This is a genomic window from Haemophilus sputorum CCUG 13788 (assembly GCF_000238795.1).
GTDB lineage: Bacteria > Pseudomonadota > Gammaproteobacteria > Enterobacterales > Pasteurellaceae > Haemophilus_A > Haemophilus_A sputorum.
Window position 1 is genome coordinate 1 of record NZ_AFNK01000078.1, and the last position, 23391, is coordinate 23391.

The 23391-nt window shown below is 40.3% G+C and carries 21 protein-coding genes; 10 read left to right on the top strand and 11 right to left on the bottom strand.

What is annotated here, in order from left to right; genetic code table 11:
- Positions 1 to 37: 37 nt before the first annotated feature.
- Entirely contained in the window at positions 38 to 1987 is a 1950-nt protein-coding gene (recD, locus tag HSP_RS0109175) for an exodeoxyribonuclease V subunit alpha (protein ID WP_007526380.1), read from the bottom strand.
- A gap of 119 nt (positions 1988 to 2106) precedes the next feature.
- Here recD and alr point away from each other — a divergent pair, with 119 nt between their 5' ends.
- Positions 2107 to 3231 (top strand): alanine racemase, encoded by a 1125-nt coding sequence (gene alr / locus HSP_RS0109180; protein ID WP_007526386.1) that lies wholly within the window; start codon positions 2107 to 2109, stop codon positions 3229 to 3231.
- A 42-nt stretch (positions 3232 to 3273) separates the two neighbouring features.
- On the opposite strand, the gene HSP_RS0109185 is transcribed toward alr, so the two are convergent.
- The 5 genes from HSP_RS0109185 to HSP_RS0109205 all read right to left on the bottom strand — a co-directional run bounded on the left by HSP_RS0109185 (position 3274) and on the right by HSP_RS0109205 (position 8549).
- The gene (locus tag HSP_RS0109185; protein ID WP_007526298.1) at positions 3274 to 4455 is read right to left on the bottom strand and encodes an aspartate aminotransferase family protein; all 1182 of its coding nucleotides are present in this window, start codon (positions 4453 to 4455) and stop codon (positions 3274 to 3276) included.
- A 24-nt stretch (positions 4456 to 4479) separates the two neighbouring features.
- Positions 4480 to 5334, bottom strand: a complete 855-nt coding sequence (gene argB, locus HSP_RS0109190) for an acetylglutamate kinase (RefSeq protein ID WP_007526287.1) — start codon at positions 5332 to 5334, stop codon at positions 4480 to 4482.
- A 12-nt stretch (positions 5335 to 5346) separates the two neighbouring features.
- Positions 5347 to 6288 (bottom strand): N-acetyl-gamma-glutamyl-phosphate reductase, encoded by a 942-nt coding sequence (gene argC / locus HSP_RS0109195; RefSeq protein WP_007526346.1) that lies wholly within the window; start codon positions 6286 to 6288, stop codon positions 5347 to 5349.
- Between the two features lie 155 nt (positions 6289 to 6443).
- Positions 6444 to 7166: a purine-nucleoside phosphorylase gene (gene deoD / locus HSP_RS0109200; RefSeq protein WP_007526416.1), complete on the bottom strand. Its 723-nt coding sequence runs from the start codon at positions 7164 to 7166 to the stop codon at positions 6444 to 6446.
- A gap of 120 nt (positions 7167 to 7286) precedes the next feature.
- The gene (locus HSP_RS0109205; RefSeq protein WP_007526343.1) at positions 7287 to 8549 is read right to left on the bottom strand and encodes a NupC/NupG family nucleoside CNT transporter; all 1263 of its coding nucleotides are present in this window, start codon (positions 8547 to 8549) and stop codon (positions 7287 to 7289) included.
- Positions 8550 to 8768: 219 nt separating this feature from the next.
- Here HSP_RS0109205 and yczE point away from each other — a divergent pair, with 219 nt between their 5' ends.
- Positions 8769 to 9425 (top strand): membrane protein YczE, encoded by a 657-nt coding sequence (gene yczE / locus HSP_RS0109210; RefSeq protein ID WP_007526289.1) that lies wholly within the window; start codon positions 8769 to 8771, stop codon positions 9423 to 9425.
- A 37-nt stretch (positions 9426 to 9462) separates the two neighbouring features.
- On the opposite strand, the gene priA is transcribed toward yczE, so the two are convergent.
- From priA to HSP_RS0109235, 5 genes are all read right to left on the bottom strand, one after another.
- Positions 9463 to 11676 (bottom strand): primosomal protein N', encoded by a 2214-nt coding sequence (gene priA, locus HSP_RS0109215; protein ID WP_010129944.1) that lies wholly within the window; start codon positions 11674 to 11676, stop codon positions 9463 to 9465.
- Between the two features lie 8 nt (positions 11677 to 11684).
- A complete protein-coding gene (locus HSP_RS0109220) occupies positions 11685 to 12305 on the bottom strand; it encodes a LysE family translocator (protein ID WP_010129945.1) in 621 nt (206 codons plus the stop codon).
- 13 nt (positions 12306 to 12318) lie between these two features.
- Positions 12319 to 13179: an EamA family transporter RarD gene (gene rarD / locus HSP_RS0109225; protein ID WP_081466979.1), complete on the bottom strand. Its 861-nt coding sequence runs from the start codon at positions 13177 to 13179 to the stop codon at positions 12319 to 12321.
- Between the two features lie 6 nt (positions 13180 to 13185).
- Positions 13186 to 14076: an EamA family transporter RarD gene (gene rarD, locus HSP_RS0109230; RefSeq protein ID WP_010129947.1), complete on the bottom strand. Its 891-nt coding sequence runs from the start codon at positions 14074 to 14076 to the stop codon at positions 13186 to 13188.
- Positions 14077 to 14210: 134 nt separating this feature from the next.
- A complete protein-coding gene (locus tag HSP_RS0109235) occupies positions 14211 to 15428 on the bottom strand; it encodes a pyridoxal phosphate-dependent aminotransferase (protein ID WP_007526357.1) in 1218 nt (405 codons plus the stop codon).
- Positions 15429 to 15577: 149 nt separating this feature from the next.
- Here HSP_RS0109235 and HSP_RS0109240 point away from each other — a divergent pair, with 149 nt between their 5' ends.
- The 8 genes from HSP_RS0109240 to HSP_RS0109275 all read left to right on the top strand — a co-directional run bounded on the left by HSP_RS0109240 (position 15578) and on the right by HSP_RS0109275 (position 23376).
- Entirely contained in the window at positions 15578 to 16858 is a 1281-nt protein-coding gene (locus tag HSP_RS0109240) for an isochorismate synthase (protein WP_007526360.1), read from the top strand.
- A gap of 99 nt (positions 16859 to 16957) precedes the next feature.
- Positions 16958 to 17299, top strand: a complete 342-nt coding sequence (locus tag HSP_RS0109245) for a YggL family protein (RefSeq protein WP_007526399.1) — start codon at positions 16958 to 16960, stop codon at positions 17297 to 17299.
- Positions 17300 to 17381: 82 nt separating this feature from the next.
- Positions 17382 to 17921: a YggT family protein gene (locus HSP_RS0109250; RefSeq protein WP_007526362.1), complete on the top strand. Its 540-nt coding sequence runs from the start codon at positions 17382 to 17384 to the stop codon at positions 17919 to 17921.
- Positions 17921 to 18229, top strand: a complete 309-nt coding sequence (gene yggU / locus HSP_RS0109255; protein ID WP_007526421.1) for a DUF167 family protein YggU — start codon at positions 17921 to 17923, stop codon at positions 18227 to 18229. The genes HSP_RS0109250 and yggU overlap by 1 nt, the downstream gene beginning before the upstream one ends.
- A 47-nt stretch (positions 18230 to 18276) precedes the next feature.
- Positions 18277 to 19608 (top strand): phosphoglucosamine mutase, encoded by a 1332-nt coding sequence (gene glmM / locus HSP_RS0109260; protein WP_007526317.1) that lies wholly within the window; start codon positions 18277 to 18279, stop codon positions 19606 to 19608.
- A gap of 74 nt (positions 19609 to 19682) precedes the next feature.
- Complete coding sequence (gene rpiA / locus HSP_RS0109265) at positions 19683 to 20342, top strand: ribose-5-phosphate isomerase RpiA (RefSeq protein WP_007526411.1); 660 nt, start codon at positions 19683 to 19685, stop codon at positions 20340 to 20342.
- A gap of 165 nt (positions 20343 to 20507) precedes the next feature.
- A complete protein-coding gene (serA, locus tag HSP_RS0109270) occupies positions 20508 to 21740 on the top strand; it encodes a phosphoglycerate dehydrogenase (RefSeq protein ID WP_007526285.1) in 1233 nt (410 codons plus the stop codon).
- Positions 21741 to 22059: 319 nt separating this feature from the next.
- Complete coding sequence (locus HSP_RS0109275; protein ID WP_007526325.1) at positions 22060 to 23376, top strand: MFS transporter; 1317 nt, start codon at positions 22060 to 22062, stop codon at positions 23374 to 23376.
- Positions 23377 to 23391 lie beyond the last annotated feature (15 nt).

The window sequence follows — 23391 nt, forward strand, 5'->3', positions numbered from 1 at the left end:
ACTGATTGTTTACATTTAAACCGATCAGAACAATTTCTTATCCGATCATGCGGTTTAATTGTGCACCTAGTCCGCTTTGTCGTTCGATGGCACTTTTAACACCTTGAATCCAAGTTTTTTGTGCACTGAACAAGGTAAAATGCGATTTTGCTCGGGTAATCGCAGTATAGATCAATTCTTTTGTCACTACCGGTGAAAAATTCAATGGCATTATAAAGTAGACATCTTCGAATTCTGATCCTTGAGATTTATGCACTGTCATCACGTAAGCTGGTTCAAAATCAGGTACGCGGCTAAGCGACAAACTATAATGCTCGCCATTTTCTTGCAATGTATCAAAATAAACGCGCAAATTTTTCTCTTCATCATAAAGGATCAACCCAATATCCCCACTATAAACCTGATTCATTGGAGAATTTTGGGTAATTAAAATTGGTTTTCCATGATAACGATCCCGACTATGATTAAACTGAATCAATCTTGCCTGACGTAACGCTTCCGCAATCCCCTGATTCAGGCTCTCTACGCCAAATTCACTCACTCGTAATGCTGATAAAAATCTCACGCGTTGAAATGCAGCAAAGATCTCACTAATTGAAACACTTTTGGGATCTCTTTCTCGCTTGGCTGCAAGCATTAAATATGCGCGATAAGATTCAACTGCTTTTTTTATAATTAACTGACGACAGTATGCTTGCCATTGCCCTTTGTCTGGAAAGTCGGTTACTGATGGATACTCCACACAGGCTAAATCTTCAAAATCTGAATTTGCAAAAATCTCCCAAGATTTGCCCGCTTGCTGAGCATTGACTAATGCAGCCAAATGCCCAATACCTGATTGCTCGTGGAATCGATAACTTTTTCGCAAGTGACAAAGTGAATCACTAATTGCCGAAGCTTGTCCGCTTGATTGTAATTTCTCACCCGTTACTGCATTCAAATAGTCACAATGTGCTTGGCTGTATCCTTGAGTAATAAAATCACCGAGTTCCCCCATAATTGCGCCAGCTTCAACCGAAGCTAATTGATCTTTATCTCCCAATAAAATTAGTCTTGCCTGCGGTTTTAGAGCATTCATCAATTTTTCCATCAACGTTAAATCGATCATTGAAGCTTCATCAACCACTAACAGCCCTATCGGAAGTGGGTTTTGTTGATGATAAGTTGGTAAATCACTTTGCGGACGAATACCAAGTAAGCGATGAATCGTTGATGCTGATGTTTCAATCGCGATATCAGTTTCAATTTGTTGTAAACTTTGATGCAACGACTCTTTTAATCTTGCTGCCGCTTTACCCGTGGGCGCAACTAAAGCAATGTTAAATAATGGTTGTTGTTGATGCTGTTGTTTTTCTTGAAGCGCAACTAAAAGCTTCGCTACTGTTGTGGTTTTCCCAGTTCCTGGCCCGCCAGAAATTACACTAAAGCGATTTTTTAAGGCTGTTGCAACTGCCACTTTTTGCCAATTAATATCGGGGTGTTTTTCTGGAAAAAGCTTTTCTAAAACCGCCCGCTCAAACGCCCAATCACTTGAGCTGCTCTCTTGTGGCAAACTCACCGCATGCTGTAAATAGGTTGCGACGCAATTTTCAGATTGCCAATAGCGGTAAAAATAAACAAGCTCGCCTTGAAACAACATCGGCGCAACTGTTTCTGGTGAATCACTAAAGGCAATATGATCTTTTAAATATTTCGGCCATTCAAGCGGTGGAATTTGATCAATTTTTTGCAAAATTTCTGCCAAGAAATCTCGTTCACTCTTATTTGCCAATAAACCAAACGGATTTTTCAACGCCGTTTCTAAATGCATCGCTGTATGACCTTGCATCATGTGGTAAGAAAGCAACGCAGCAAGTAATATTGCTAAATTTTGCTGAGTTTGCGTGTAATGATAAGGCTGCTGTTTTCGATCAATAAATTTGGCAAATTGGAAATTTAATTCAGAGAGCCATTTTTCAGCTTTGAGATCTTCAAGTAACGCTAGCATAGGCGATAAATCAATAATGATAAAATAGCCAAATTATCCAATTTTCATTCTAGATTGTCCATTTATTCCGAGCAGGCGTATAATAACCACCACATTAATTTTCAACTTAAACAAAACTCATGAAACCTGCAATTGCAACAATCAACCAACAAGCCCTTCGTCATAATATTGAACTCATTAAATCTTTTGCGCCTCAACAAAAATTACTCGCCATGATTAAAGCCAATGCTTACGGGCAAGGTTTATTACCCGCAGCACATGCATTATGTGATTTAGTTGATGGTTTCGGTGTAGCTCGTTTGCGTGAAGCACTAGAAATTCAAGAAACTGGCTACCAAGGCAAAATTTTATTGGTTGAAGGTTTTTTTGATCGGGAAGAATTGTTAAAAACGCTCTCTCGCCGTTTTGATACCGTTATTCACTGCATGGAGCAACTTGAGTTATTAGAACAAGTAGCAAAAGAATGGAATGAAGAACAACAAAAAGGATTTTGGAAACGCAAAGCAAAAATTTATTTTCCCATTCATGTTTGGTTAAAAATCGATACGGGTATGCACCGTCTTGGCGTCCACCCTGAACAAGTCGATCAATTCTATCAACGTTTAAAAGCCTGTTCATTAGTTGAAAGCATTAGTTTCGTTAGCCATTTTAGCCGTGCAGATGAACTAGACTGCGGTTATACCGAAAAACAAATTGCTACCTTTGAAGCGGCAACTGCGCCTTACCCTGAACATCAACGCAGTATTTCTGCCTCAAGTGGTATTCTTTACTGGCCAAGCGCGCATTACGAATGGGTTCGTCCTGGCATTATTATGCATGGCATTTCGCCTCACTATACCCCAATAACGAATTTAGGCTTTAAACCTGTTATGACGCTTTCCTCTTCGCTTATTGCCGTTCGTACTCACAAAGCTGGCGAACCTGTTGGTTATGGTGGCGCTTGGGTTAGCCCGAAAGACACCAAGCTTGGTGTGGTTGCAATGGGCTATGGTGATGGTTATCCTCGTAACGCACCTGAAGGCACACCCGTTTTAGTAAATGGACGAATTGTACCGATTGTTGGTCGTGTTTCCATGGATATGCTGACGGTTGATCTCGGTGCAGACAGCCAAGATAAAGTCGGGGACGAAGTTATTTTCTGGGGGGAAGATCTCTTAATTGAAGACGTCGCTAAACATATTGGCGTGATTAGCTATGAGCTCATTACTAAGCTTACGCCAAGAGTAATTTTTGAATACAAATAGTCAATTTTAAGGTGGGGTTCTCCCACCTTATTTATTGTATAACTACATTTCCGCTAGCACACTTTTTAACACCTTTATCCCTTCAGCTATTTGCTCTTCATTAATGATTAACGGTGGAAGCAAGCGTAACTTCATTTTTGCAGTCAGGAAAAGCACACCTTTTTCGATACATTTTGCTACCACATCAGCGGCTTTAACCTTTTCATCAAATTCTACACCTAGCATCAATCCCATGCCTGAAACTGATTTAACATGCGGAAGTACTTCAAGTGCCTGACGTAATATTTCGCCCTTGTATTGGACTTGTTGCAAAAATGCCGAATCAATGCTCTCAAGTACAGCATTCGCTGCGGCACAACTTACTGGATTTGCTCCAAATGTTGAACCATGATCGCTTTTGCCTAGCGTATTCTCTACTTTTTCGCCTAATAAGAAAGCCCCAATAGGTAAACCACCACCAAGTCCTTTAGCAAGAGTCACAATATCAGGGACTAAACCAAATTGTTGATAAGCAAACAATGAACCAGTTCGCCCGATCCCTGTTTGCACTTCATCAATAATCAGCAATACATCTTTCGCTTGGCATAATGCTTGTACGCCTTTTAAAAATTCAGCACTTAATGCGCAAACACCGCCTTCACCCTGTACAATTTCTAGGATTAACGCACAAACATCCGCTTGTGCTAAACGGGATTCTAAGGCTTCCAAATCATTTGCAGGCAAATGCTCAAACCCTTGCGTGAACGGGAAAAAGTGCTGATGAAAAACAGCTTGTCCAGTCGCTGATAACGTTGAAATAGTACGTCCATGGAATGAGTTTACCAAACTTAATACTGTGGCTCGTCCATCGCCATATTTATCATGGCTATATTTACGCGCCGTCTTAATTGCCCCTTCATTTGCTTCAGCGCCTGAATTGCAAAAAAAGCTCCGTTTTAGACCGCTTGCGTTCACTAATTTCTTAGCTAACTGTGCTGAAGGTGCGGTATAAAATAAGTTAGAGGTATGCGCTAATTGACTGGCTTGTTCAATCACCGCTTTCAACCACTGCTCATTGCCCCAACCTAGGCTATTCACACCAATGCCACTGGTAAAATCTAGATAACGTTTGCCATCAAAATCCCACACTTCACAGCCTTTGCCATGTGAGAGCGCAACATCAAATCTACCGTAAGTTTGTGCAATATAATCTTGATCTAATTGTTTAATTTGTGTGTTTGTCATATTTTTCTCTTTTATAATGAAAGACTAAGGAATAAACCGCGTACCATGTGCAACGCTACCAAGCAATTCAATCAGAATAGCATGATCGACTCGACCATCAATGATGCTCGCCTCTTCTCCTCCCGCTTGTAAAAATTCGGTGCAGCAAGCAATTTTAGGAATCATTCCTCCCGCAATGACGCCCGCTTGGGTTAATGCCTCTACTTCTTTTCGCGTCACTTGTGAAATTAACGTACTTTCATCAAAACGATCGCGTAACAAGCCTGCAATATCAGTCATCGATACCAATTTTTCAGCCTTTAATGCAATCGCAATTTCGCTTGCTGCAGTATCTGCATTAATGTTGTAAGCTTGTCCCTCTTGATCCACCCCAACAGTAGAAATAACTGGAATAAAGCCAGAATCTAATGCCAATTGAATCAGCTGCGGATTTACTTTAGTAATCTCGCCAACAAAGCCATAATCAACTTCAGCTTGTAATTTTTTGCATTGCAACATTGCACCATCAATGCCACACAGTCCAATTCCTTTTCCATGCAACATAGCAACCAAGCTCTTATTCACTTTGCCTGCTAACATTTGCAAAACTACATTGATAGTATCTGCATCGGTCACTCGCAAACCATTGATAAATGTTGGTTCTTTGCCTAGTAATTTCACACCTTGCGAAATTTCTGGCCCACCACCATGGACTAAAACAATCCGAATACCTAAAGCATTGAGTTGATAAATATCTTGCATCACTGATTGCTTCAATGCTTCATTCAGCATTGCATTCCCGCCGTATTTCACAACGACGGTTTTTCCTTGCCATTTTGCTAAACAAGCGGTCGATTTTTCAAAAAGATTTGCAAGTTGATAGATTTCTTGTGTTTGCATCATTTTTCCTTGTTATAACGCCAATCCAGCAGTTTCTTCACGACCCAGCATAATATTCATACATTGAATCGCAGCGCCTGAAGCCCCTTTGCCTAAGTTATCAAAACGAGCCACTAAAAGTAGCTGAGTTGCATTACCATAAACAAAAATTTCTAGATTATCTTTGCCACTTAATGCATTGGCATTGAGCATGCCATCTTCAGGTAATTGTGCAAAAGGATGCACCTGAATCAATGGCGCACCTTGATAATAATCGGCTAACATTTTTGCAATTTGCTTACCAGATTTGACTGCTTGTAACGCAGAAAGTGGAATCGGCACAGTTACAAGCATTCCACTATAATAATCAGCCACAACAGGGGTAAAAATTGGAGGTTGTTGTGCACCAGTTAACGCTTGCATTTCTGGCAAATGTTTATGGGTAAGGCTTAGCCCATAAGCACGTGGTGCATCATATTTTTCAGCCCGAATATCTGCTTCATATTCTGCAATCATCGCTTTTCCCCCACCAGAATAGCCTGTTAAGGAGTGACAAGAAAGTGGGTAATCCGCAGCTAAAAGGCCTTTTTCGATTAACGGACGAACCAAAGCAATATACCCTGTGGCATGACAACCTGGTACTGCTAGGCGGTTAGCCGTTTTAATTTTTTCATGTTGCCCAGTTAATTCTGCAAACCCATAAACCCAATTTGGGTTCACACGATGAGCCGTAGAAGTATCACAAATTTTTGCCGTTTCAGGCGCTTGAGCCACTAATTCTTTTGCAGCCTCATCAGGTAAGCAAAGAAAAGTTAAATCTGCTTCAGCGACTTTTGCTAAACGTGCAGAGAGATCTTTACGTTCTGATTCAGGCAAACTCAGTAATTCAATATCTTCTGCTGCCCCTAAACGTTCAAAAATACGTAACCCTGTGGTGCCAACTGCGCCATCAACAAAAATTTTATATTTGCTCATTATTCCCCTCCACATCATTGAATGTATTCAGTGTAGGCTTATTTTCATAAAAATTCAACAAAAATGAATAATTATGCTTAGTTTATGCATGTATATTCTTTACCCCATAAAAAAATCCCTTAACTAAAAAGTTAAGGGATGTTATCCATTCTAAATTAGTCTTGTTTATCGCCGATTAACACAGACTCTAATGCAATCTCAATCATGTTATTGAATTTTAATTGGCGCTCTTCTGCTGTTGTCACTTCGTGAGTACGGATGTGATCTGAAATCGTACAAATTGCAAGGGCTTTTGCACCATATTCCGCAGCAACACCGTAAACACCAGCCGCTTCCATTTCTACACCAACGATGCCATATTTTTCCATATAGTCAAACATTTCCGGATCTGGTGTATAGAATAAATCAGCACTGAATAAGTTACCTACTTTTACATCAACACCTTTAGCTTTAGCTACTTCAACTGCTGCTGCTACCATGTTGAAATCTGCGATTGCTGCAAAGTCATGGTTTTTAAAACGAATACGGTTTACATTTGAATCAGTACACGCACCTAGGCCGATAACAACATCGTAAACATGGATGTCATGACGAACTGAACCACAAGTCCCAACGCGAATAATTTTTTTCACGCCATATTCGGTAATTAATTCCTTCGTATAGATAGAAGCAGATGGAATACCCATACCGTGTCCCATTACAGAAATACGACGACCTTTATAGGTACCAGTAAAACCGAACATATTACGCACGTCGGTAACTAGTTTTGCATCTTCTAAGAAAGTTTCTGCAATATATTTTGCACGAAGTGGATCGCCTGGCATGATTACTACGTCAGCAAATGCGCCTTCAGGAGCGTTAATATGTGGAGTTGGCATAATTTAATCCTCTATAAAAATGACTATACAGTCGGGTTAAAAAAATTTTTCAAATAACGCAAACGTTTTCGCTTGCCATATAGCACAACACCACGAACAAGTCGTGGTGTTGATTTTAAATTATAAGACTGCGCCGCCTAAGCCGATGAATAAACCAGCAATGGTTGCACTCATCAAGTTCGCAAGGGAACCTGCAAGTACTGCTTTAATCCCTAATCGCGCAATATCTCCGCGTCTGTTTGGTGCCATTGCACCTAAACCACCGATTAAGATTGCAATCGAGCTAAAGTTTGCAAAGCCGCATAATGCGAAAGTAATAATGGCTTTAGTTTTTTCACTTAATACCATTGGTGCTTCAGGTGTTAAGTATTTCGAAAAGTCTAAATAAGCTACGAATTCGTTAATTGCTAATTTAGTACCAATCATTTGACCCGCAACTGTTGCCTCTTCCCAAGGTACACCAATTACCCAAGCTAGTGGTCTGAAAATCCACCCAAATAGCATACCAAGTGATAATTCTGGCATACCGAACTTCGCACCTACGCCACCTAAAATACCATTTAATAAAGCAATCAATGCAACGAATGCAATTAACATTGCGCCTACGTTTAAGGCTAATTGCATACCTGAACTTGCACCACCTGCTGCTGCATCAAGAATATTTGATGGTTTTTCAAGTTCTACTTTAGACATGTCATCATTAAATTGTTCAGTTTGCGGTACTAAAATTTTCGCAAATAATAAACCTGCTGGTGCAGCCATAAATGAAGCGGCAATTAAGTAGGTTAATGGCACGCCCATACCTGCATAACCTGCCATTACAGAACCGGCAATTGAAGCTAAACCACCACTCATAATTGCGAAAAGTTCAGATTCAGTCATGTTGCTAATATAAGGTTTAACAATTAATGGAGCTTCAGTTTGACCAACGAAAATATTCGCTGCTGCTGACATAGATTCTGCTTTTGAAGTGCCTAATAATTTTTGCAAGCCACCACCAATGATTTTGATGATCCATTGCATTACACCAATATAGTAAAGAAGAGAAATTAATGCGGAGAAGAACACAATTGAAGGGAGAACACGGACTGCGAAAATGAAACCATCACCGCCCATTACTTCGAAGATTTTATCGCTGGCTAAACCACCAAAGACGAATTTAATCCCTTCAAAGCCGTACCCGATAACGTTATTGACGCCATCTGCTAACGCTAGTAAAAACGCACGACCTTGTTCTACATAAAGAACTAATGCGCCCAAGCCGATTTGTAATCCTAATGCGCCGAAGACTGTACGATAATTGATTGCTTTTTTATTGTTTGAAAATAAAAAAGCAATAAAAAGCAACACAAAAATTCCTAGAAGGCTATTTAGTGCACCCATAAACACCTCAAAACTAAATAATCTTTACTAATTTTTAAATAAAAAATCAGCACCCAAACATAAAGTTACACTACTATACCTATTTTCTGTTAAAAAATCTCCTTTTTTTTCAAGATTTTAAGCAAAAAAAAGTATTTCTCCATTTGATATGCCAAATTGATCTAACAATTTCAATGCTTTATGTTATAGTTGAATTGCTCTTTTCTTTAGGTGAAATGTATGTCTAAAAAATCTCCAATTCCACTTATGCCATGGGCTGCACCACATCAATGGTCATTAAAATGGCAAACGCTACTGATTATTTCTGTAGCAATGGCATTTATGGGCGTTGGAGAGGGATTTTTAGTGCAATCAAAACTAGGCAATGCCCCTTGGACAGTGCTTTCACAAGGCTTATCTCTTCAAACAGGCATGTCGCTAGGCATGGCAATTGGGCTGATTAGCGTGATAGTTTTACTGGCATGGATTCCATTTAAACTACGCTTTGGTTTAGGCACCATTTTGAATATTTTGATTATTGCCTTTTTTGCGGATCTTACAACCAAAACTATCTCAACACCGCCAAGCATAGCAGGGCAATTTACACTGATGTTAGCTGGATTATTCATTTTTGGCATCGGCACTGCATTTTATCTCTCGTGTAAATTAGGTGCTGGCCCGCGTGATGGACTAATGGTCGGTATTTGTCAACATTATGGCTGGCAAGTAGGGCGTGTACGTACAGCTATCGAAGTGGGCGTCTGCGTTTTTGGGATTTGGCTTGGTGGCACTTTCGGTATCAGCACGATTTTATTCGCACTTTCTGTCGGTTGGATTATTCAAGGCTGTTATTTATTATTAGAACGAATCTTTCCTGAATCCGCCCTCTCTTCTTAATCTCTCAGGCAGCACATAGCTGCCTGTTTAAACTGATTTAATTCCACTCTAGCGGATCAACATCTAAGCTCAATCGAATTGAGCTTGGTATCGCAAGGTTTGCCTTATCTTGCTCAAATTGCGCTAAAAGCTGCTGCAATAGACGGCGAGAAGGATGTTGAATCAACAACAACCAACGGTAAGCACCTGCTTTTTTTGGCATTGGCGCCGAAAAAGGTGGCAAAATTTGCATTCCTTGAAACCCTAATTCAACCGTCTTTTGCTGAAAGTAAGCGGTCAGATTTTGCAGAAAATTTGCAATTTGCTCGTTATGTTTACCTGTTGCGCGAAATAACGCTTGAGCACAAAACGGCGGCAGCTGCATGGTTTGACGAAGCTGCAATGCACTTTGTGCAAAAGCCTCATAGCCTTCATTGAGCAATACTTTTAGCAAAGGATAATCAGGATAATGCGTTTGTAATACCACTTCTCCCGGTTTTTCAGCTCTTCCTGCTCTGCCTGCCACTTGCAAATAAAGCTGCGCCAAGCGCTCTTCTGAACGGAAATCGGTAGAAAACAGAGCCGAATCCACATTCACAATTGCGACCAAAGTCACATTCGGGAAATGATGCCCTTTCGCCAACATTTGCGTGCCAATTAAAATTTGGCTTTTACCCTGACGAATGGCTTGCAACTCTGCCTCTAACGCCCCTTTTCTTGCCGTAGAATCTCGGTCAATTCGACTAATTTGGTAATCAGGGAATTTCTCAGCTAATACTTGTTCCAGCTGTTCTGTTCCCACCCCAGTGGTCACTAAATTGGTTGAGCCACAATGCCCGCACTGGCGAGGAACAACTTTTTGCGCAGCGCAATGATGGCAACGTAAAACCCGCTGTTTTTGGTGGTAGGTATAAGGTTTCTCACACGCTTCACACTCACACATCCAACCGCATTCATGACATAGCAACACAGGTGCAAAACCACGGCGATTGAGAAACAACATGACTTGATTGCCTTGTGAAAGGTGCTTTTGCATCATTGCCAATAGGCTATCAGATAATCCCGCATTAACCCGTTGAGTTTTTAAATCAATCACTTGATGTTTTACATTTTGTGATCCACCCGCCCGAGCGGAAAGGGTAAGCTCAACATATTTGCCACTTTTCGCATTTTGAATGCTTTCTAAACTTGGCGTTGCCGATCCTAAAACAATGGGAATTTGTAAATTTTTCGCCCGTAGAATGGCTAAATCGCGGGCATGATAACGCCATCCTTCTTGTTGTTTAAATGAGCTATCATGTTCTTCATCAATAATAATCATGCCTAAATCGGCAAATTGAGTAAATAGCGCCGAACGCGTGCCAATCACAATCGCACTTTCGCCATTTTTTGCGCGCAACCACGCATTCAACCGTTCGGTTTCATTTAAATTCGAATGTAACACATCGATTTCAACATGAAATCTCGCCTTAAAACGTTGTACTGTTTGAGGTGTTAAACCAATTTCAGGCACAAGCACGAGCACTTGCTTACCTTGATTGAGCACACTCTCAATCGCTTGTAGGTAAACTTCTGTTTTGCCAGAACCTGTAACACCATTAAGCAAAAAGGCTTCAAACCCTTGTGTATAAGAAAGGCGACTAACTACTAACGTTTGCTGTTTGTTTAGAACAAGACGATTTTGACTGTTGACAAGCGGTCGATTTTCTAATTTTTTTTGCCAACTTTCCGCTACATAAGGCTGCTCAAATTGAGCAATGTAGCCTTTTTCTATTAACCCTTTCCAAGCCGATGCTGAAAACGCTGCAGATTTTACAAACGGCGCATTGAAACCCGCCAATATTTTTAGCAAATTTTCCTGCTTTTTCGCCCGCTTGTTTTCGCCTGTGGTTAAGGCAATTTTGCCTTTTTCAGTTACTATAAAATGATCTAGCTGTTTACGCTCAGCCACTTCACCGTTACGCAATTTAACTGGCAATGCGTTAAACAATACTTCGCCGATTGCACCGTGATAATAATTTGCCGCCCAGTGCAAAAGTTTTTCTATCTCTGTATCAAAGAGCGAATCTTTATCTAACACTGCTTGAATAGGTTTGAGTTTTTCAATGGGCAAATCACTTTCTTGAGGGAAATCCACCACAATGCCAATTTGTGTTTGGCGACCAAAAGGCACAACGACACGGCAACCTTTTTCAACGCTTAACGTCTCAGGCAGCAGATAATCAAAATAGCGGTTTAATGGCACAGGAAGTGCGATACGAACAATTTTCATCGATTTCTTTAACGATCTAGCCCGATTTTAACAGCCAAGCCAATAAAAATCGTGCCACAGATTTTATTCATGAAATTTCCGACCGTTGGGCTGGAACGTAAAAAATGACCTAACGGACTAGCCGCCATAACCAGTACAATAACCCAAACAGTACTGGTACCAAGTAAGGTCAGCCCAAGTAATAAGAACGGCAGAAAGGTATTTTCTAAATTAGCACTAACAAATTGAGGCAAAAATGCTAAGAAAAATAGCACAACTTTTGGGTTTAAGACATTTGTGAGCACACCTTGGCGATAAATTTTAGCCAGTGGCAATTTATCCAGCATAACTGAATCTACATTAAGCGGCTCTTTCCACATTTTAAAACCAAGATAAAGTAAATAAAGCACGCCCGCATATTTTAAGCCCATAAATAACATTGGTGAATGAGCAACGATGCCAGCTAGACCAAATGAAACAGCAAGAACATGAATGAGCATGCCAGTTTGGATCCCGAGAGATGAGACAATACCTGATTTTTTTCCCTCTGCAATCGTGCGGGTAATAATATAAATAGTATCCGAACCCGGAGTAAGATTCAGCAAAATACAAGCGGTCAGAAATCCCCAATAATTAACAATATCTTGCATCATGATTCTCCGATTATTTTCGTCTAAAGCTGTCGAGTGTTAATAAACCAATTGCGAAAGCAAGGCAAATCATTAAAAGGTAAGATTTTGCCTCTAAGACTTCCCCAATAGCGAAGGAAATAAATAACATCACAAGCGGTTCAACATAGCCTAACATGCCTAACACATTGACAGGGAGCATATTACTTGAAGCAATATAAAGAATAAATGCAGCACCATTTACAATGCCAAACAACGCGAGAAAATAAAACAGAAACGGATTTTGCGCGACCATTTCGTCTACATTCGTTTGCATAGCAAAATAAGCTGCAAAAGGCATAATAAAAAGCAATTCTACAAAAAAAGTCGCAAGATTGTTGATTTGGAAATAACGACGCAAAGTAATATAAATAGGGTAACCAACCCCTGCCGCTAAAGTTGCCCATGAAAAAGTGCCCGTTAACCAAATATTTGAGCACACGCCCAATGCTGCAAAACTGATCGCAAGCCATTTTAGTGTGGTGAATCGTTCTTTAAAGACCATTTTCCCTAACGCCACAGCCACAATCGGCAATAATAAATAACCGATAGAAACTTCAATCGCTTGTCCATTATTTGGTGCCCATAAAAAGAGCCATAACTGAAAGCCTTGAATAAAAGCTAAAAGCGCAATGAGCAATACAAGCGGTGGATTTTGGCGAATTTTTTGCAAAAGTTCTGAAAATTTACCCGCTTGTTTAAACAAAATAATCGCTAATAAAATAAAAGGGGCTAACACAAAAATACGATAGCCAAACATACTCTCGCCACTTAATGGTCGCAGCAAAATAGCAAAATAGTAGCCCAACCCAAATAGAAAATTGGCGCTCATGCAACAAAGTATGCCTTTTAACATAAAGTTCTAACCGCGTTTAAAATGTTTGCGTTGTCGGCGTAAAACAGAAAGCCCGTCTAACGTGAGTAATAAAATTGCCACTAACAATGAACTCATTAACAAATAAGACTCTTGCGCCAGTCTTTCGCCAATTAAAAAAGAGATAATTAGCATAAAGCAAGGTTCAACGTAACCTAAAAGTCCAAGCACGTTAAACGGTAAGATCGTGCTTGCTATCGTATAGGAAATGAGCGCCGATCCGCTAATTAAGCCTAATAATGCAATGAAAACATAAATATGGCTATTTTCACTTTCAATATATGCCATATCCACTTGCTGCATAAAATAAAGTGAAATAGGAATTAGGAAAACAATTTCTAGCACAAAGCTATGTAAATGACTGATGCCGAATTTACGGCGCAAGTGGAAATAAATCGGGTAACCTGTGCAAACAAACAAACTTTCCCAAGAAAGTTTCCCTGTCAATAGAATATTGCTCAACACCCCAACAAGCGCAAAGCCAATCGCCCATTTTTTTAGACGAGAAAGAGGCTCTTTATACATAAAACGCCCAAACGCCACCATCACAATCGGCATGAGCAAATAGCCCATTGAGACTTCAATGGCTTTTCCACTATTCGGTGCCCATAAAAAAAGCCACATTTGCGAACCGACTATGGAAGAGGTCAACAACATCACTAGCAATAAACTAGGCTGTTGCTTGATTCGTGCTAAGAAGGCTAAAAAAGCATCTGTTTGTTTAAATAAAAAAAGTGATAAAAATAGAAAAGGTAAGGTAACGACCATTCGAATGCCAAAAACCCCTTCCCCAGATAAAGGGCGCAAATGAATTGCGAGGTAATACATTAACCCGAAAAGTAAGGAAGCAAAAAGGGAAAACGAAACACCTTTTAACATAAATTATCCAATAATATTCTTGTTTAATCTTTCCTCAATAAATATTTTATAGGGTGTTTTTAATGTTAAAAGGGCGTGCACCACACGCCCTTCTAAGTGAGAAAAGATCGTTTGATAAGATTAATACAGGAGAACTAATCCTGTTTATAGGTTTTTAAGAATCTTGCTAAACGTCCGATAGCTTCTTCTAATTGGTGAACATAAGGTAAGGTTACAACACGGAAGTGATCCGGTTTATGCCAGTTAAAACCTGAACCTTGTACCAATAACACTTTTTCAGTTTGAAGCAAATCGTAAATAAATTTTGCATCATCTTTAATGCCAAACATTTCAGTGTCAATTTTCGGGAACATATACATTGCTCCTTTCGGTTTCACACAAGAAATCCCTGGAATTTGGGTAAGTAGTTCCCACGCTTTGTTACGTTGTTCTAATAAACGCCCACCAGGTAAAATAAACTCGTTAATACTTTGGTAACCACCTAATGCAGTTTGAATAGCATGTTGCATTGGTGTGTTTGCACATAAACGCATCGAAGCCAACATATCTAAGCCTTCAATAAAGCCTTTTGCATGGTTTTTCGGGCCATTTAACACCATCCAACCTTGACGGAAACCCGCCACGCGATACGCTTTAGACAAACCGTTATAAGTTACGGTTAACACATCTGGCGCAAGAGCCGCAATATGATGATGAACCGCACCATCATAAAGAATCTTTTCATAAATCTCGTCTGCAAAAATAATTAAATTATGCTGACGAGCAATTTCAGCAATCTCTAACAACACGGCACGACTATACACCGCACCCGTTGGATTGTTTGGGTTGATGATTAAAATCCCTTTAGTATTTGGCGTGATTTTAGCTTTAATATCAGCAATATCAGGGAACCACTCGTTTTCTTCATCACATAAATAATGCACCGCTTTACCGCCAGCTAATGTCGCTGCTGCCGTCCAAAGTGGATAGTCTGGCATTGGAATAAGGATTTCATCACCTTCATTAAGCAATGCTTGCATAGACATCGTAATCAATTCTGATACACCGTTACCGATATAAACATCGTTTACATCCATGTTGCGCATGCCTTTAGATTGGTAATATTGCACAATCGCTTTACGCGCAGAATAAAGCCCTTTGGAATCACAATAGCCTTGGGCGGTTGGAAGGTTACGAATTACATCAACTAAAATCTCATCCGGTGCTTCAAAACCGAATGGCGCAGGGTTGCCGATGTTAAGTTTTAAAATTTTATTGCCTTCTTCTTCTAAACGTAGTGCTTCTTTGTGAATCGGGCCGCGGATGTCATAGCGCACTTGAGCGAGTTTGTTTGATTTTGGAAAACGTTCCATATCTCTTCCTATATAAACTATATAAAAATGGTGCTGTGTAAAATGCTGCAACTCTACTCCGATTTTAGAGGAATTTAAAGAGAAAATACGTTAAAATATAGCCTTTTTAATATTCCCATAAAAAGCGGTGGATTTTCACCTTTTTACGCATGTCGATTTTAACCCAATTAAAGCAACAACTTTGTGAGCAAATGGCACAACTTCACGCTAATCAAGGCGTTGTTGCGCTGACGGCTGAATGGCAATTAACGGATGCTGATTTTTCTTTACTCGGTTGGTTAAAAGCTCAGTCACACAGTTTTCCGCATTACTTTTTGCAACACCGAGATGCCCCTCAAACGCTTATCGGTATGGGGCAAATGATCTATTTTGATGATAAAGCTCTGGCTCAACAGTTTGTTTCACAAACTGGCTTTACGCTACTTGGGCGAGTAGCGTTTGAAGGTAAAGCTTGCTTTATTCTGCCGCGCTTAATGGGAGAGCTACAGGCAGCAAAATTACGCTTTACGCTTTATATCGATAGCGATCAATTAGCCTCTGAACAACGACAACTTGCGCTATTTTTTGCAAATTTTGAAAAAATTGAACCGCTTGTATTTGCGCCCAACACGCTATTAAATCGTCAAGAAGCCATCAGTGAAGACGCTTGGCAAGCGCATGTTGAGCAAGCCACTCATGCTATTAATGCGCACCAATTTAGTAAAGTCGTCTTGGCAAATGCTTATACGTTATCATTTGCGCACCCGATTTCGCCTTATGATTTGCTCCAAGAAAGTCTTAAAACCAATCTTGGTTGTTACCAATTTTTATGGGCAGAAAACAGCGAACAAGCATTCCTTGGCGCTACGCCTGAACGGCTTTATGCCCGTGAAGGTAACCAACTCTTTACTGAGGCGCTGGCGGGAACCGTTGCTGCTTCAAGCGAAAATACACAAACTGAAGCCAATGCAGCATGGTTATTAAACGACACCAAAAATCAAATTGAAAACCAGCTAGTTGTGGAAGATATTGCCATTCACTTAGCTGATGAAGTGGACGATTTTCAAGTTGGGCAGGCAGAAATCAAACGTCTTAACCATGTCCAGCATTTACGCCGCCCGATTCGTACCACACTTAAAACTGGGGTAAGTGATATGCGCTGTTTAAGTCGCCTTCACCCCACCGCAGCGATTGCAGGTTTACCACGCTTAGCCGCAAAACAATTTATTGCCCAAACTGAGCCATTTAAACGTAATTGGTATGCTGGTGCACTAGGTTTCGTTAGCCCTGAGCGAAGTGAATTTTGTGTGACCTTGCGTTCAGCCCAAGTTCACGGCAATAAACTGATTGTTTATGCGGGCGCAGGTATTGTTGCGGGTTCAGAACCACAAGCGGAATGGCAAGAAATTGCGCGTAAATCACAAGCAATGATTAAATTATTTCACACTTAAACCACAGATTCAGGGGTTTTGTTTTACATCATAGGCAGACTCCGCTAAGATAATAGCTTGCACACCATTTAGGTGTAATGATGAGATAGGAGAATCAACATGGCAATTCAACGTAATGCACGTCAACGTAAAAAAATGCACTTAGCCGAGTTCCAAGAACTAGGTTTTTTAGTGAAATTCCAATTTGCAGATAATACTGGCATCGACCAAATCGATACTGTCGTAGATCGCTTCATTAACGAAGTAATCAAACCAAACGGCTTAGCTTATGAAGGCAGCGGCTATTTACATTGGGAAGGTTTAGTTTGCTTAGAAAAATTAGGCAAATGTGATGCTTCTCACCAAGCTTTAGTAAAAACTTGGTTAGAAAACAATGGTTTAACCCAAATCGAAATCAGCGAATTATTCGATATTTGGTGGGATTACCCAACAGCGTCTTAATTGCTGATCTAGCAAGCGGTCAATTTTTTGCAAAAGTTTGCTAAGAATTGACCGCTTGTTTATCTACCCTCAAGAGAAAATTATGGATACCTTTTTCATTCAAATTTTAACAATTATTACTGGCTTTATTAGCTTTATTTTAGTGTTGCGCAGTTGGTTCCAATTCTGCCGTGTTCCTGTTCATCTTCCCATTTCTCAAACACTATTACGGATGACCGCGCCTGTGGTAGATCCACTAACACGCATTATTCCAACCGTGAAAGGCATTAACTTTGCCGCGATTTTATTAACGGTTATCGTATTAGTCATTGAAAAATTAGTGGCTTACTCTGCCCCAATCACACTTGGTGTGTTTATGGCTTTATTAGGTGTGTTAAAAATTTTCGGGCAAATTCTCTTTTTTACCACGCTAATTCGTGCGCTCATGAGTTGGGTGACTCAAGGAAATCATCCGCTAGATTATGTGGTAGCTCAAATTACTGAACCCGTTTTAGGCCTGATTCGCCGTATTTTACCAAGAACTGGTATGTTAGACTTTTCTGTGATGGTACTTGGGTTTATTCTGATTTTTGTAAATCAGCTTTTCTACTCACTATTTGGTGCAGTTTGGGCGCTAGCTTAATGAAGCCCGTCGAAAAGCTAGATGCGCCTGATGGTTTACGGCTACGCATTTTTCTGCAACCCAAAGCGAGCCGAGATCAAATTGTTGGGTTACACGATAATGAATTAAAAATTGCTATCACGGCACCACCCGTAGAAGGTGCCGCCAATGCGCATTTATTGAAATTTTTAAGTAAGCTGTTTAAAGTCCCTAAAAGTACGATTTTGCTTGAAAAAGGCGAATTACAACGACACAAGCAGCTTTTTATTCCGAATCCAAAGCAAATTCCTGCAGAAATTCAGGAATTATTAGCAAAAAATGACGTCTAAACTCGTTATTAGAACTTTTTAACTCTCATTTATTCAAGAAGGTTTTTATGGCAAGAAAATATTTTGGCACCGACGGTGTACGTGGCGAAGTAGGAAAATTTCCAATTACTCCTGAGTTTGCCCTCAAATTAGGTTGGGCTGCAGGTAAAGTACTCGCAACCGAAGGCACTAAAAAAGTGCTAATTGGTAAAGATACCCGTATTTCTGGCTATATGTTGGAATCTGCACTTGAAGCAGGTTTAGCCGCTGCCGGCCTTTCAGCTGCATTCGTCGGCCCAATGCCAACGCCAGCAATTGCTTATTTAACTCGCACCTTCCGTGCAGAAGCAGGTATTGTTATTTCAGCTTCACACAACCCTTACTACGATAACGGTATCAAATTCTTCTCATCTATCGGTGAAAAATTACCAGATGAAGTTGAAGAAGCGATTGAAGCTTTACTTGAAGAGCCGATGGACTGTGTTGCTTCAGCAGAACTCGGCAAAGCGACCCGAATTAACGATGCCGCTGGTCGTTATATTGAATTCTGTAAAGGTACATTCCCATCTCACCTGAATTTAAAAGGTTATAAAATTGTGGTCGACTGCGCAAATGGTGCAACCTACCATATTGCCCCAAATGTAATGCGCGAATTAGGTGCAGAAGTTATTGAGATTGGTACACATCCAAACGGTTTAAACATCAATGAAAAATGTGGTGCAACTGATGTTTCAGCATTACAACGTGTTGTGGTTGAAGCTGAAGCCGATGTTGGTTTAGCTTACGATGGAGATGGCGACCGTTTAATCATGGTTGATCACTTAGGAAACAAAGTCGATGGCGACCAAATTCTCTTTATTATTGCACGTGAAGCATTACGTGCCGGTAAATTAAAAGGCGGTGTAGTTGGCACTTTAATGAGTAACATGAGCCTTGAAATTGCCCTAAAAGAATTAGCGATTCCATTTACCCGCGCAAACGTAGGTGACCGTTATGTGTTAGAACAACTTAAAGCACGTGGTTGGAAATTAGGGGGGGAAAACTCTGGTCATATTATTGTGTTAGACAAAAACACCACAGGTGATGGCATTATTGCCTCTCTTGAAGTATTAGCGGCCATGGCACAACACAAATTAACGCTGAACGAATTAGCCAAAGCGGTTCCACTCTTCCCACAAGTGTTGTTAAACGTACGCTTTGCCGGTGGTGCAAATCCATTAGAAAGCGAAGAAGTTAAAGCAGTCGCTGCAGAAGTTGAAAAACGTTTAAGTGGCAAAGGTCGCATCTTATTGCGTAAATCAGGAACTGAACCTCTGATTCGCGTAATGGTGGAATGTGAAGATGGTGAATTAGCGCAAAGCTGTGCTGAAGAAATCGTTGAAGCAGTAAAACGTAATTAGCATTTGACAAGCGGTTATTTTTGCAAAAAAATGAGCAAAAATGACCGCTTGTTTTTTTACTCAAGGAATAAAAAATGACTCAACAAGAAATGAAAAAAATTGCGGCAAAAGCTGCGCTTGCATTTGTCACTCCTGATACCATTGTTGGTGTTGGCAGCGGTTCGACAGTCAATTGCTTTATTGATGAACTAGCTTCAATGAAAGATAAAATTAAAGGTGCAGTAGCGGCTTCTAAGGCTTCTGAAGAACGTTTACGCTCACACGGGATTGAAGTATTTAACGCCAATGAAGTAACTGAGCTCGATGTTTATATTGATGGGGCAGATGAAATCACCCCACAAGGTGCGATGATTAAAGGCGGTGGTGCTGCATTAACTCGTGAAAAAATCGTAAGTGCTTTAGCGAAAAAATTCGTTTGTATTGTTGATGGTTCTAAACAGGTCAATGTGTTAGGCTCGACTTTCCCGCTTCCAGTAGAAGTGATTCCAATGGCGCGCTCTTACGTTGCTCGTGAACTCGTTAAATTAGGCGGTTCTCCAGAATACCGCGAAGGTGTAGTAACCGATAACGGCAATGTCATTTTAGATGTACATCATTTCGAAATTCTTGAGCCACTCAAAATGGAACACACCATCAATAATATTGCTGGGGTCGTCACAAATGGTATTTTTGCACAACGTTTTGCCAATGTGACCATTGTTGGCACGCCTAAAGGGGCAAAAATTATTGAATAATGACAAGCGGTGGATTTTAGTCAAAGTTTTGCAAAATCGCACCGCTTTCTTATTTCAGTACATTTGGTCATAACGCATTACATTTTATCTGTGAATTTTCTCACACTTAATGGTAAAAAAGAGGTATCCTCCCATTACCAATAATCCATTACATAAGGAATCACCATGCTCGAAAAAGTTTCTTTAGATAAATCTAAAATTAAATTCGTTCTCTTTGAAGGCGTGCACCAAAATGCATTAGACGTGCTTCATGCTGCTGGCTACACCAACATTGATTATTATAAAAAAGCCTTAGACGGTGAAGCGTTAATCGAAGCAATCAAAGATGCACACTTTATTGGTTTACGTTCGCGCACTCACTTAACTAAAGAAGTGTTAGAAAAAGCGCCTAAATTAGTTGCTATCGGCTGTTTCTGTATTGGAACAAACCAAGTTGATTTAGCAGCCGCAAAACAACGCGGGATTCCGGTTTTTAATGCGCCGTTCTCAAATACTCGCTCTGTAGCAGAATTAGTGCTTGGCGAAATTATTTTACTCATGCGTCAAGTGGCAAAAGCGAATATGGAAGTTCATCGCGGTGTGTGGAATAAATCTGCTAGCGGCGCAAACGAAGTGCGTAACAAAAAATTAGGCATTATCGGCTACGGTCATATCGGTTCTCAATTAAGCGTGATTGCAGAATCACTAGGGATGAATGTTTACTTCTACGATATTGAAAACAAACTTCCGCTAGGTAATGCACAGCAAGTTGCAAGCCTTGAAGAGTTGCTTTCTAGTTGCGATGTGATCTCTTTACACGTGCCTGAAAATGATTCAACGAAAAATTTAATGAACAAAGAACGCATTGGCCAATTAAAAGAAGGGGCTGTTTTAATCAATGCCGCACGTGGTACGGTCGTTGATATTGATGCACTGGCAGCACGTTTAGCTGATGGCAGCTTACGTGGTGCAGCTATTGACGTTTTCCCTGAAGAACCGGCTTCAATTAACGATCCGTTTGAATCTCCATTACGTCAATTCGATAACGTGATTTTAACCCCGCACATTGGTGGCTCAACAGCAGAAGCGCAAGCTAACATTGGGACTGAAGTCGCAAATAAATTTGTGAAATACTCTGATAACGGTTCAACCTTATCAGCCGTTAACTTCCCAGAAGTTTCTCTGCCTGTACACACCAAAGCGAAACGTTTATTACACATTCACGAAAACCGCCCAGGTATCTTAAACAAAATCAACCAAGTGTTTGTGGACTTAAACGTAAACATTGCATCACAATTCTTACAAACCGATCCGAAAATCGGTTATGTGGTCATTGATGTAGAATTAGATGATGCACACGCAGCGCTTGAACAGCTAAAAGCAATTGATGGCACCATCAAAGCGCGCGTATTGTACTAATTGCTTTTCCTAAACGGTTGCTGCGATAATTTCTTGTTTTTCTTAAACTGAACAAAAAATTGTCAAAGCAACCGAATTTCTCTTTCTTTCAGAAAAAATCTTCACTTCTCTTCAAAAAAAATTATTTTGTTTCACAATCTCATTCGGCAAGATACGCCCATCAATCTTTCTCATAAAATCAGCACAACAAACTAAAAACAATTAAATTTGCAAGATTTTATAAAAATCCCACCGCTTGTAAGAGCAATCCTCGCGTTGCTCTTAGCATTTTAACATGTTAGGATTTTGCTACTTTTATTTATTTTACAAGAGAAATTAAATGACAACTCAACTTCGTAACGATCCCAAGAAGGTTGCGCTTGCCTCAATGGTAGGAACAGCAATCGAATTCTTTGACTATTATATTTATGCCGCAGCTGCAGTATTAGTATTCAATACCCAATTTTTTAAAAGTGGCGACCCTGTTTCTGATGAGCTCCTTTCGCTTTCAACACTTGCGCTTGCATTTTTTGCGCGTCCAATTGGTTCTGCATTATTCGGTCACTTCGGTGATAAAATCGGTCGTAAAAAAACCTTAGTAGCTTCCTTATTATTGATGGGTGGCTCAACCGTAATGATCGGTTTATTGCCTAACTATGAAACAATTGGTATTTGGGCGCCAGTCCTACTTTGCTTATGCCGTATCGGTCAAGGCTTAGGTTTAGGCGGTGAATGGGGTGGTGCGGCATTAGTTGCCACAGAAAACGCACCAGAAGGAAAACGCGCATGGTACGGTACTTTCCCACAATTAGGTGCGCCAATCGGCTTATTTGTGGCAAATGGCGCCTTCTTCTTAGTCAGTTACAGCTTTGGTCATGAAGCCTTAGTACAATGGGCGTGGCGTATTCCATTTATCTCTTCGATCATATTGGTTATGGTTGGTTTATGGGTACGTTTAACCTTACATGAAAGCCATGTTTTCCGTGAAGCAGAACAACAAGGTAAAACACAAAAAGCACCAGTAAGTGCCGTATTCCGTCATCACTTAAAACCATTGATTTTAGGTACATTCATCATGACAGCAACTTATGTGTTGTTCTATATCATGACTGCTTTTGCACAGGTTTACTCTCGCACACCTGCCACACTTTCTGAAGCAGGCCACCCAATGGGATTAGGTATTGCACCTAACACCTTTACTGGCTTATTACTCTTAAGTGCAATTGTATTTGCTATTTTCACCAGCATTTCTGGTTTATACGCAGATAAAATTGGTCGCCGTAAATTCTTATTATGGGTTACCTTTGCGATGGGAATCTTCGGTTTAGCAATGCCATTATTCTTATCAAACGGCACGCCAACTTCTATGTTCTTATTCTTAATTATTGGTATGGCGTTAATGGGCTTCACTTTCGGACCAATGGCGGCATTATTACCGGAGCTTTTCCCAACAGAAGTACGTTATTCAGGCGCCTCTCTTGCTTATAACTTTGCATCTATTGTTGGAGCAACCGTGGCGGCAACCTTCGCAATTAAAATCAATGCCAACTACGGTGTTTTAGGAGTAGGTATTTATTTAGCAATCAACGCTGTCATCACATTCTTAGCGCTTTGGGCATCAAAAGAGACTAAAGATGTCGATTTAACTAACGCTTAATCCTAAATGCAAAAA

What these genes read in the sequence shown, in the direction of transcription:
- HSP_RS0109275 (WP_007526325.1), top strand. Translation starts at nt 22,060, where the DNA reads ATGACAACTCAACTTCGTAACGATCCCAAGAAGGTTGCGCTTGCCTCA.
- HSP_RS0109250 (WP_007526362.1), top strand. Translation starts at nt 17,382, where the DNA reads ATGGATACCTTTTTCATTCAAATTTTAACAATTATTACTGGCTTTATT.
- HSP_RS0109205 (WP_007526343.1), bottom strand. Translation starts at nt 8,549, where the DNA reads ATGGGTGCACTAAATAGCCTTCTAGGAATTTTTGTGTTGCTTTTTATT.
- rarD (WP_081466979.1), bottom strand. Translation starts at nt 13,179, where the DNA reads ATGTTAAAAGGCATACTTTGTTGCATGAGCGCCAATTTTCTATTTGGG.
- argC (WP_007526346.1), bottom strand. Translation starts at nt 6,288, where the DNA reads ATGAGCAAATATAAAATTTTTGTTGATGGCGCAGTTGGCACCACAGGG.
- HSP_RS0109245 (WP_007526399.1), top strand. Translation starts at nt 16,958, where the DNA reads ATGGCAATTCAACGTAATGCACGTCAACGTAAAAAAATGCACTTAGCC.
- HSP_RS0109220 (WP_010129945.1), bottom strand. Translation starts at nt 12,305, where the DNA reads ATGCAAGATATTGTTAATTATTGGGGATTTCTGACCGCTTGTATTTTG.
- yczE (WP_007526289.1), top strand. Translation starts at nt 8,769, where the DNA reads ATGTCTAAAAAATCTCCAATTCCACTTATGCCATGGGCTGCACCACAT.
- alr (WP_007526386.1), top strand. Translation starts at nt 2,107, where the DNA reads ATGAAACCTGCAATTGCAACAATCAACCAACAAGCCCTTCGTCATAAT.
- rarD (WP_010129947.1), bottom strand. Translation starts at nt 14,076, where the DNA reads ATGTTAAAAGGTGTTTCGTTTTCCCTTTTTGCTTCCTTACTTTTCGGG.
- argB (WP_007526287.1), bottom strand. Translation starts at nt 5,334, where the DNA reads ATGCAAACACAAGAAATCTATCAACTTGCAAATCTTTTTGAAAAATCG.
- HSP_RS0109185 (WP_007526298.1), bottom strand. Translation starts at nt 4,455, where the DNA reads ATGACAAACACACAAATTAAACAATTAGATCAAGATTATATTGCACAA.
- glmM (WP_007526317.1), top strand. Translation starts at nt 18,277, where the DNA reads ATGGCAAGAAAATATTTTGGCACCGACGGTGTACGTGGCGAAGTAGGA.
- priA (WP_010129944.1), bottom strand. Translation starts at nt 11,676, where the DNA reads ATGAAAATTGTTCGTATCGCACTTCCTGTGCCATTAAACCGCTATTTT.
- yggU (WP_007526421.1), top strand. Translation starts at nt 17,921, where the DNA reads ATGAAGCCCGTCGAAAAGCTAGATGCGCCTGATGGTTTACGGCTACGC.
- HSP_RS0109240 (WP_007526360.1), top strand. Translation starts at nt 15,578, where the DNA reads ATGTCGATTTTAACCCAATTAAAGCAACAACTTTGTGAGCAAATGGCA.
- rpiA (WP_007526411.1), top strand. Translation starts at nt 19,683, where the DNA reads ATGACTCAACAAGAAATGAAAAAAATTGCGGCAAAAGCTGCGCTTGCA.
- deoD (WP_007526416.1), bottom strand. Translation starts at nt 7,166, where the DNA reads ATGCCAACTCCACATATTAACGCTCCTGAAGGCGCATTTGCTGACGTA.
- HSP_RS0109235 (WP_007526357.1), bottom strand. Translation starts at nt 15,428, where the DNA reads ATGGAACGTTTTCCAAAATCAAACAAACTCGCTCAAGTGCGCTATGAC.
- serA (WP_007526285.1), top strand. Translation starts at nt 20,508, where the DNA reads ATGCTCGAAAAAGTTTCTTTAGATAAATCTAAAATTAAATTCGTTCTC.
- recD (WP_007526380.1), bottom strand. Translation starts at nt 1,987, where the DNA reads ATGCTAGCGTTACTTGAAGATCTCAAAGCTGAAAAATGGCTCTCTGAA.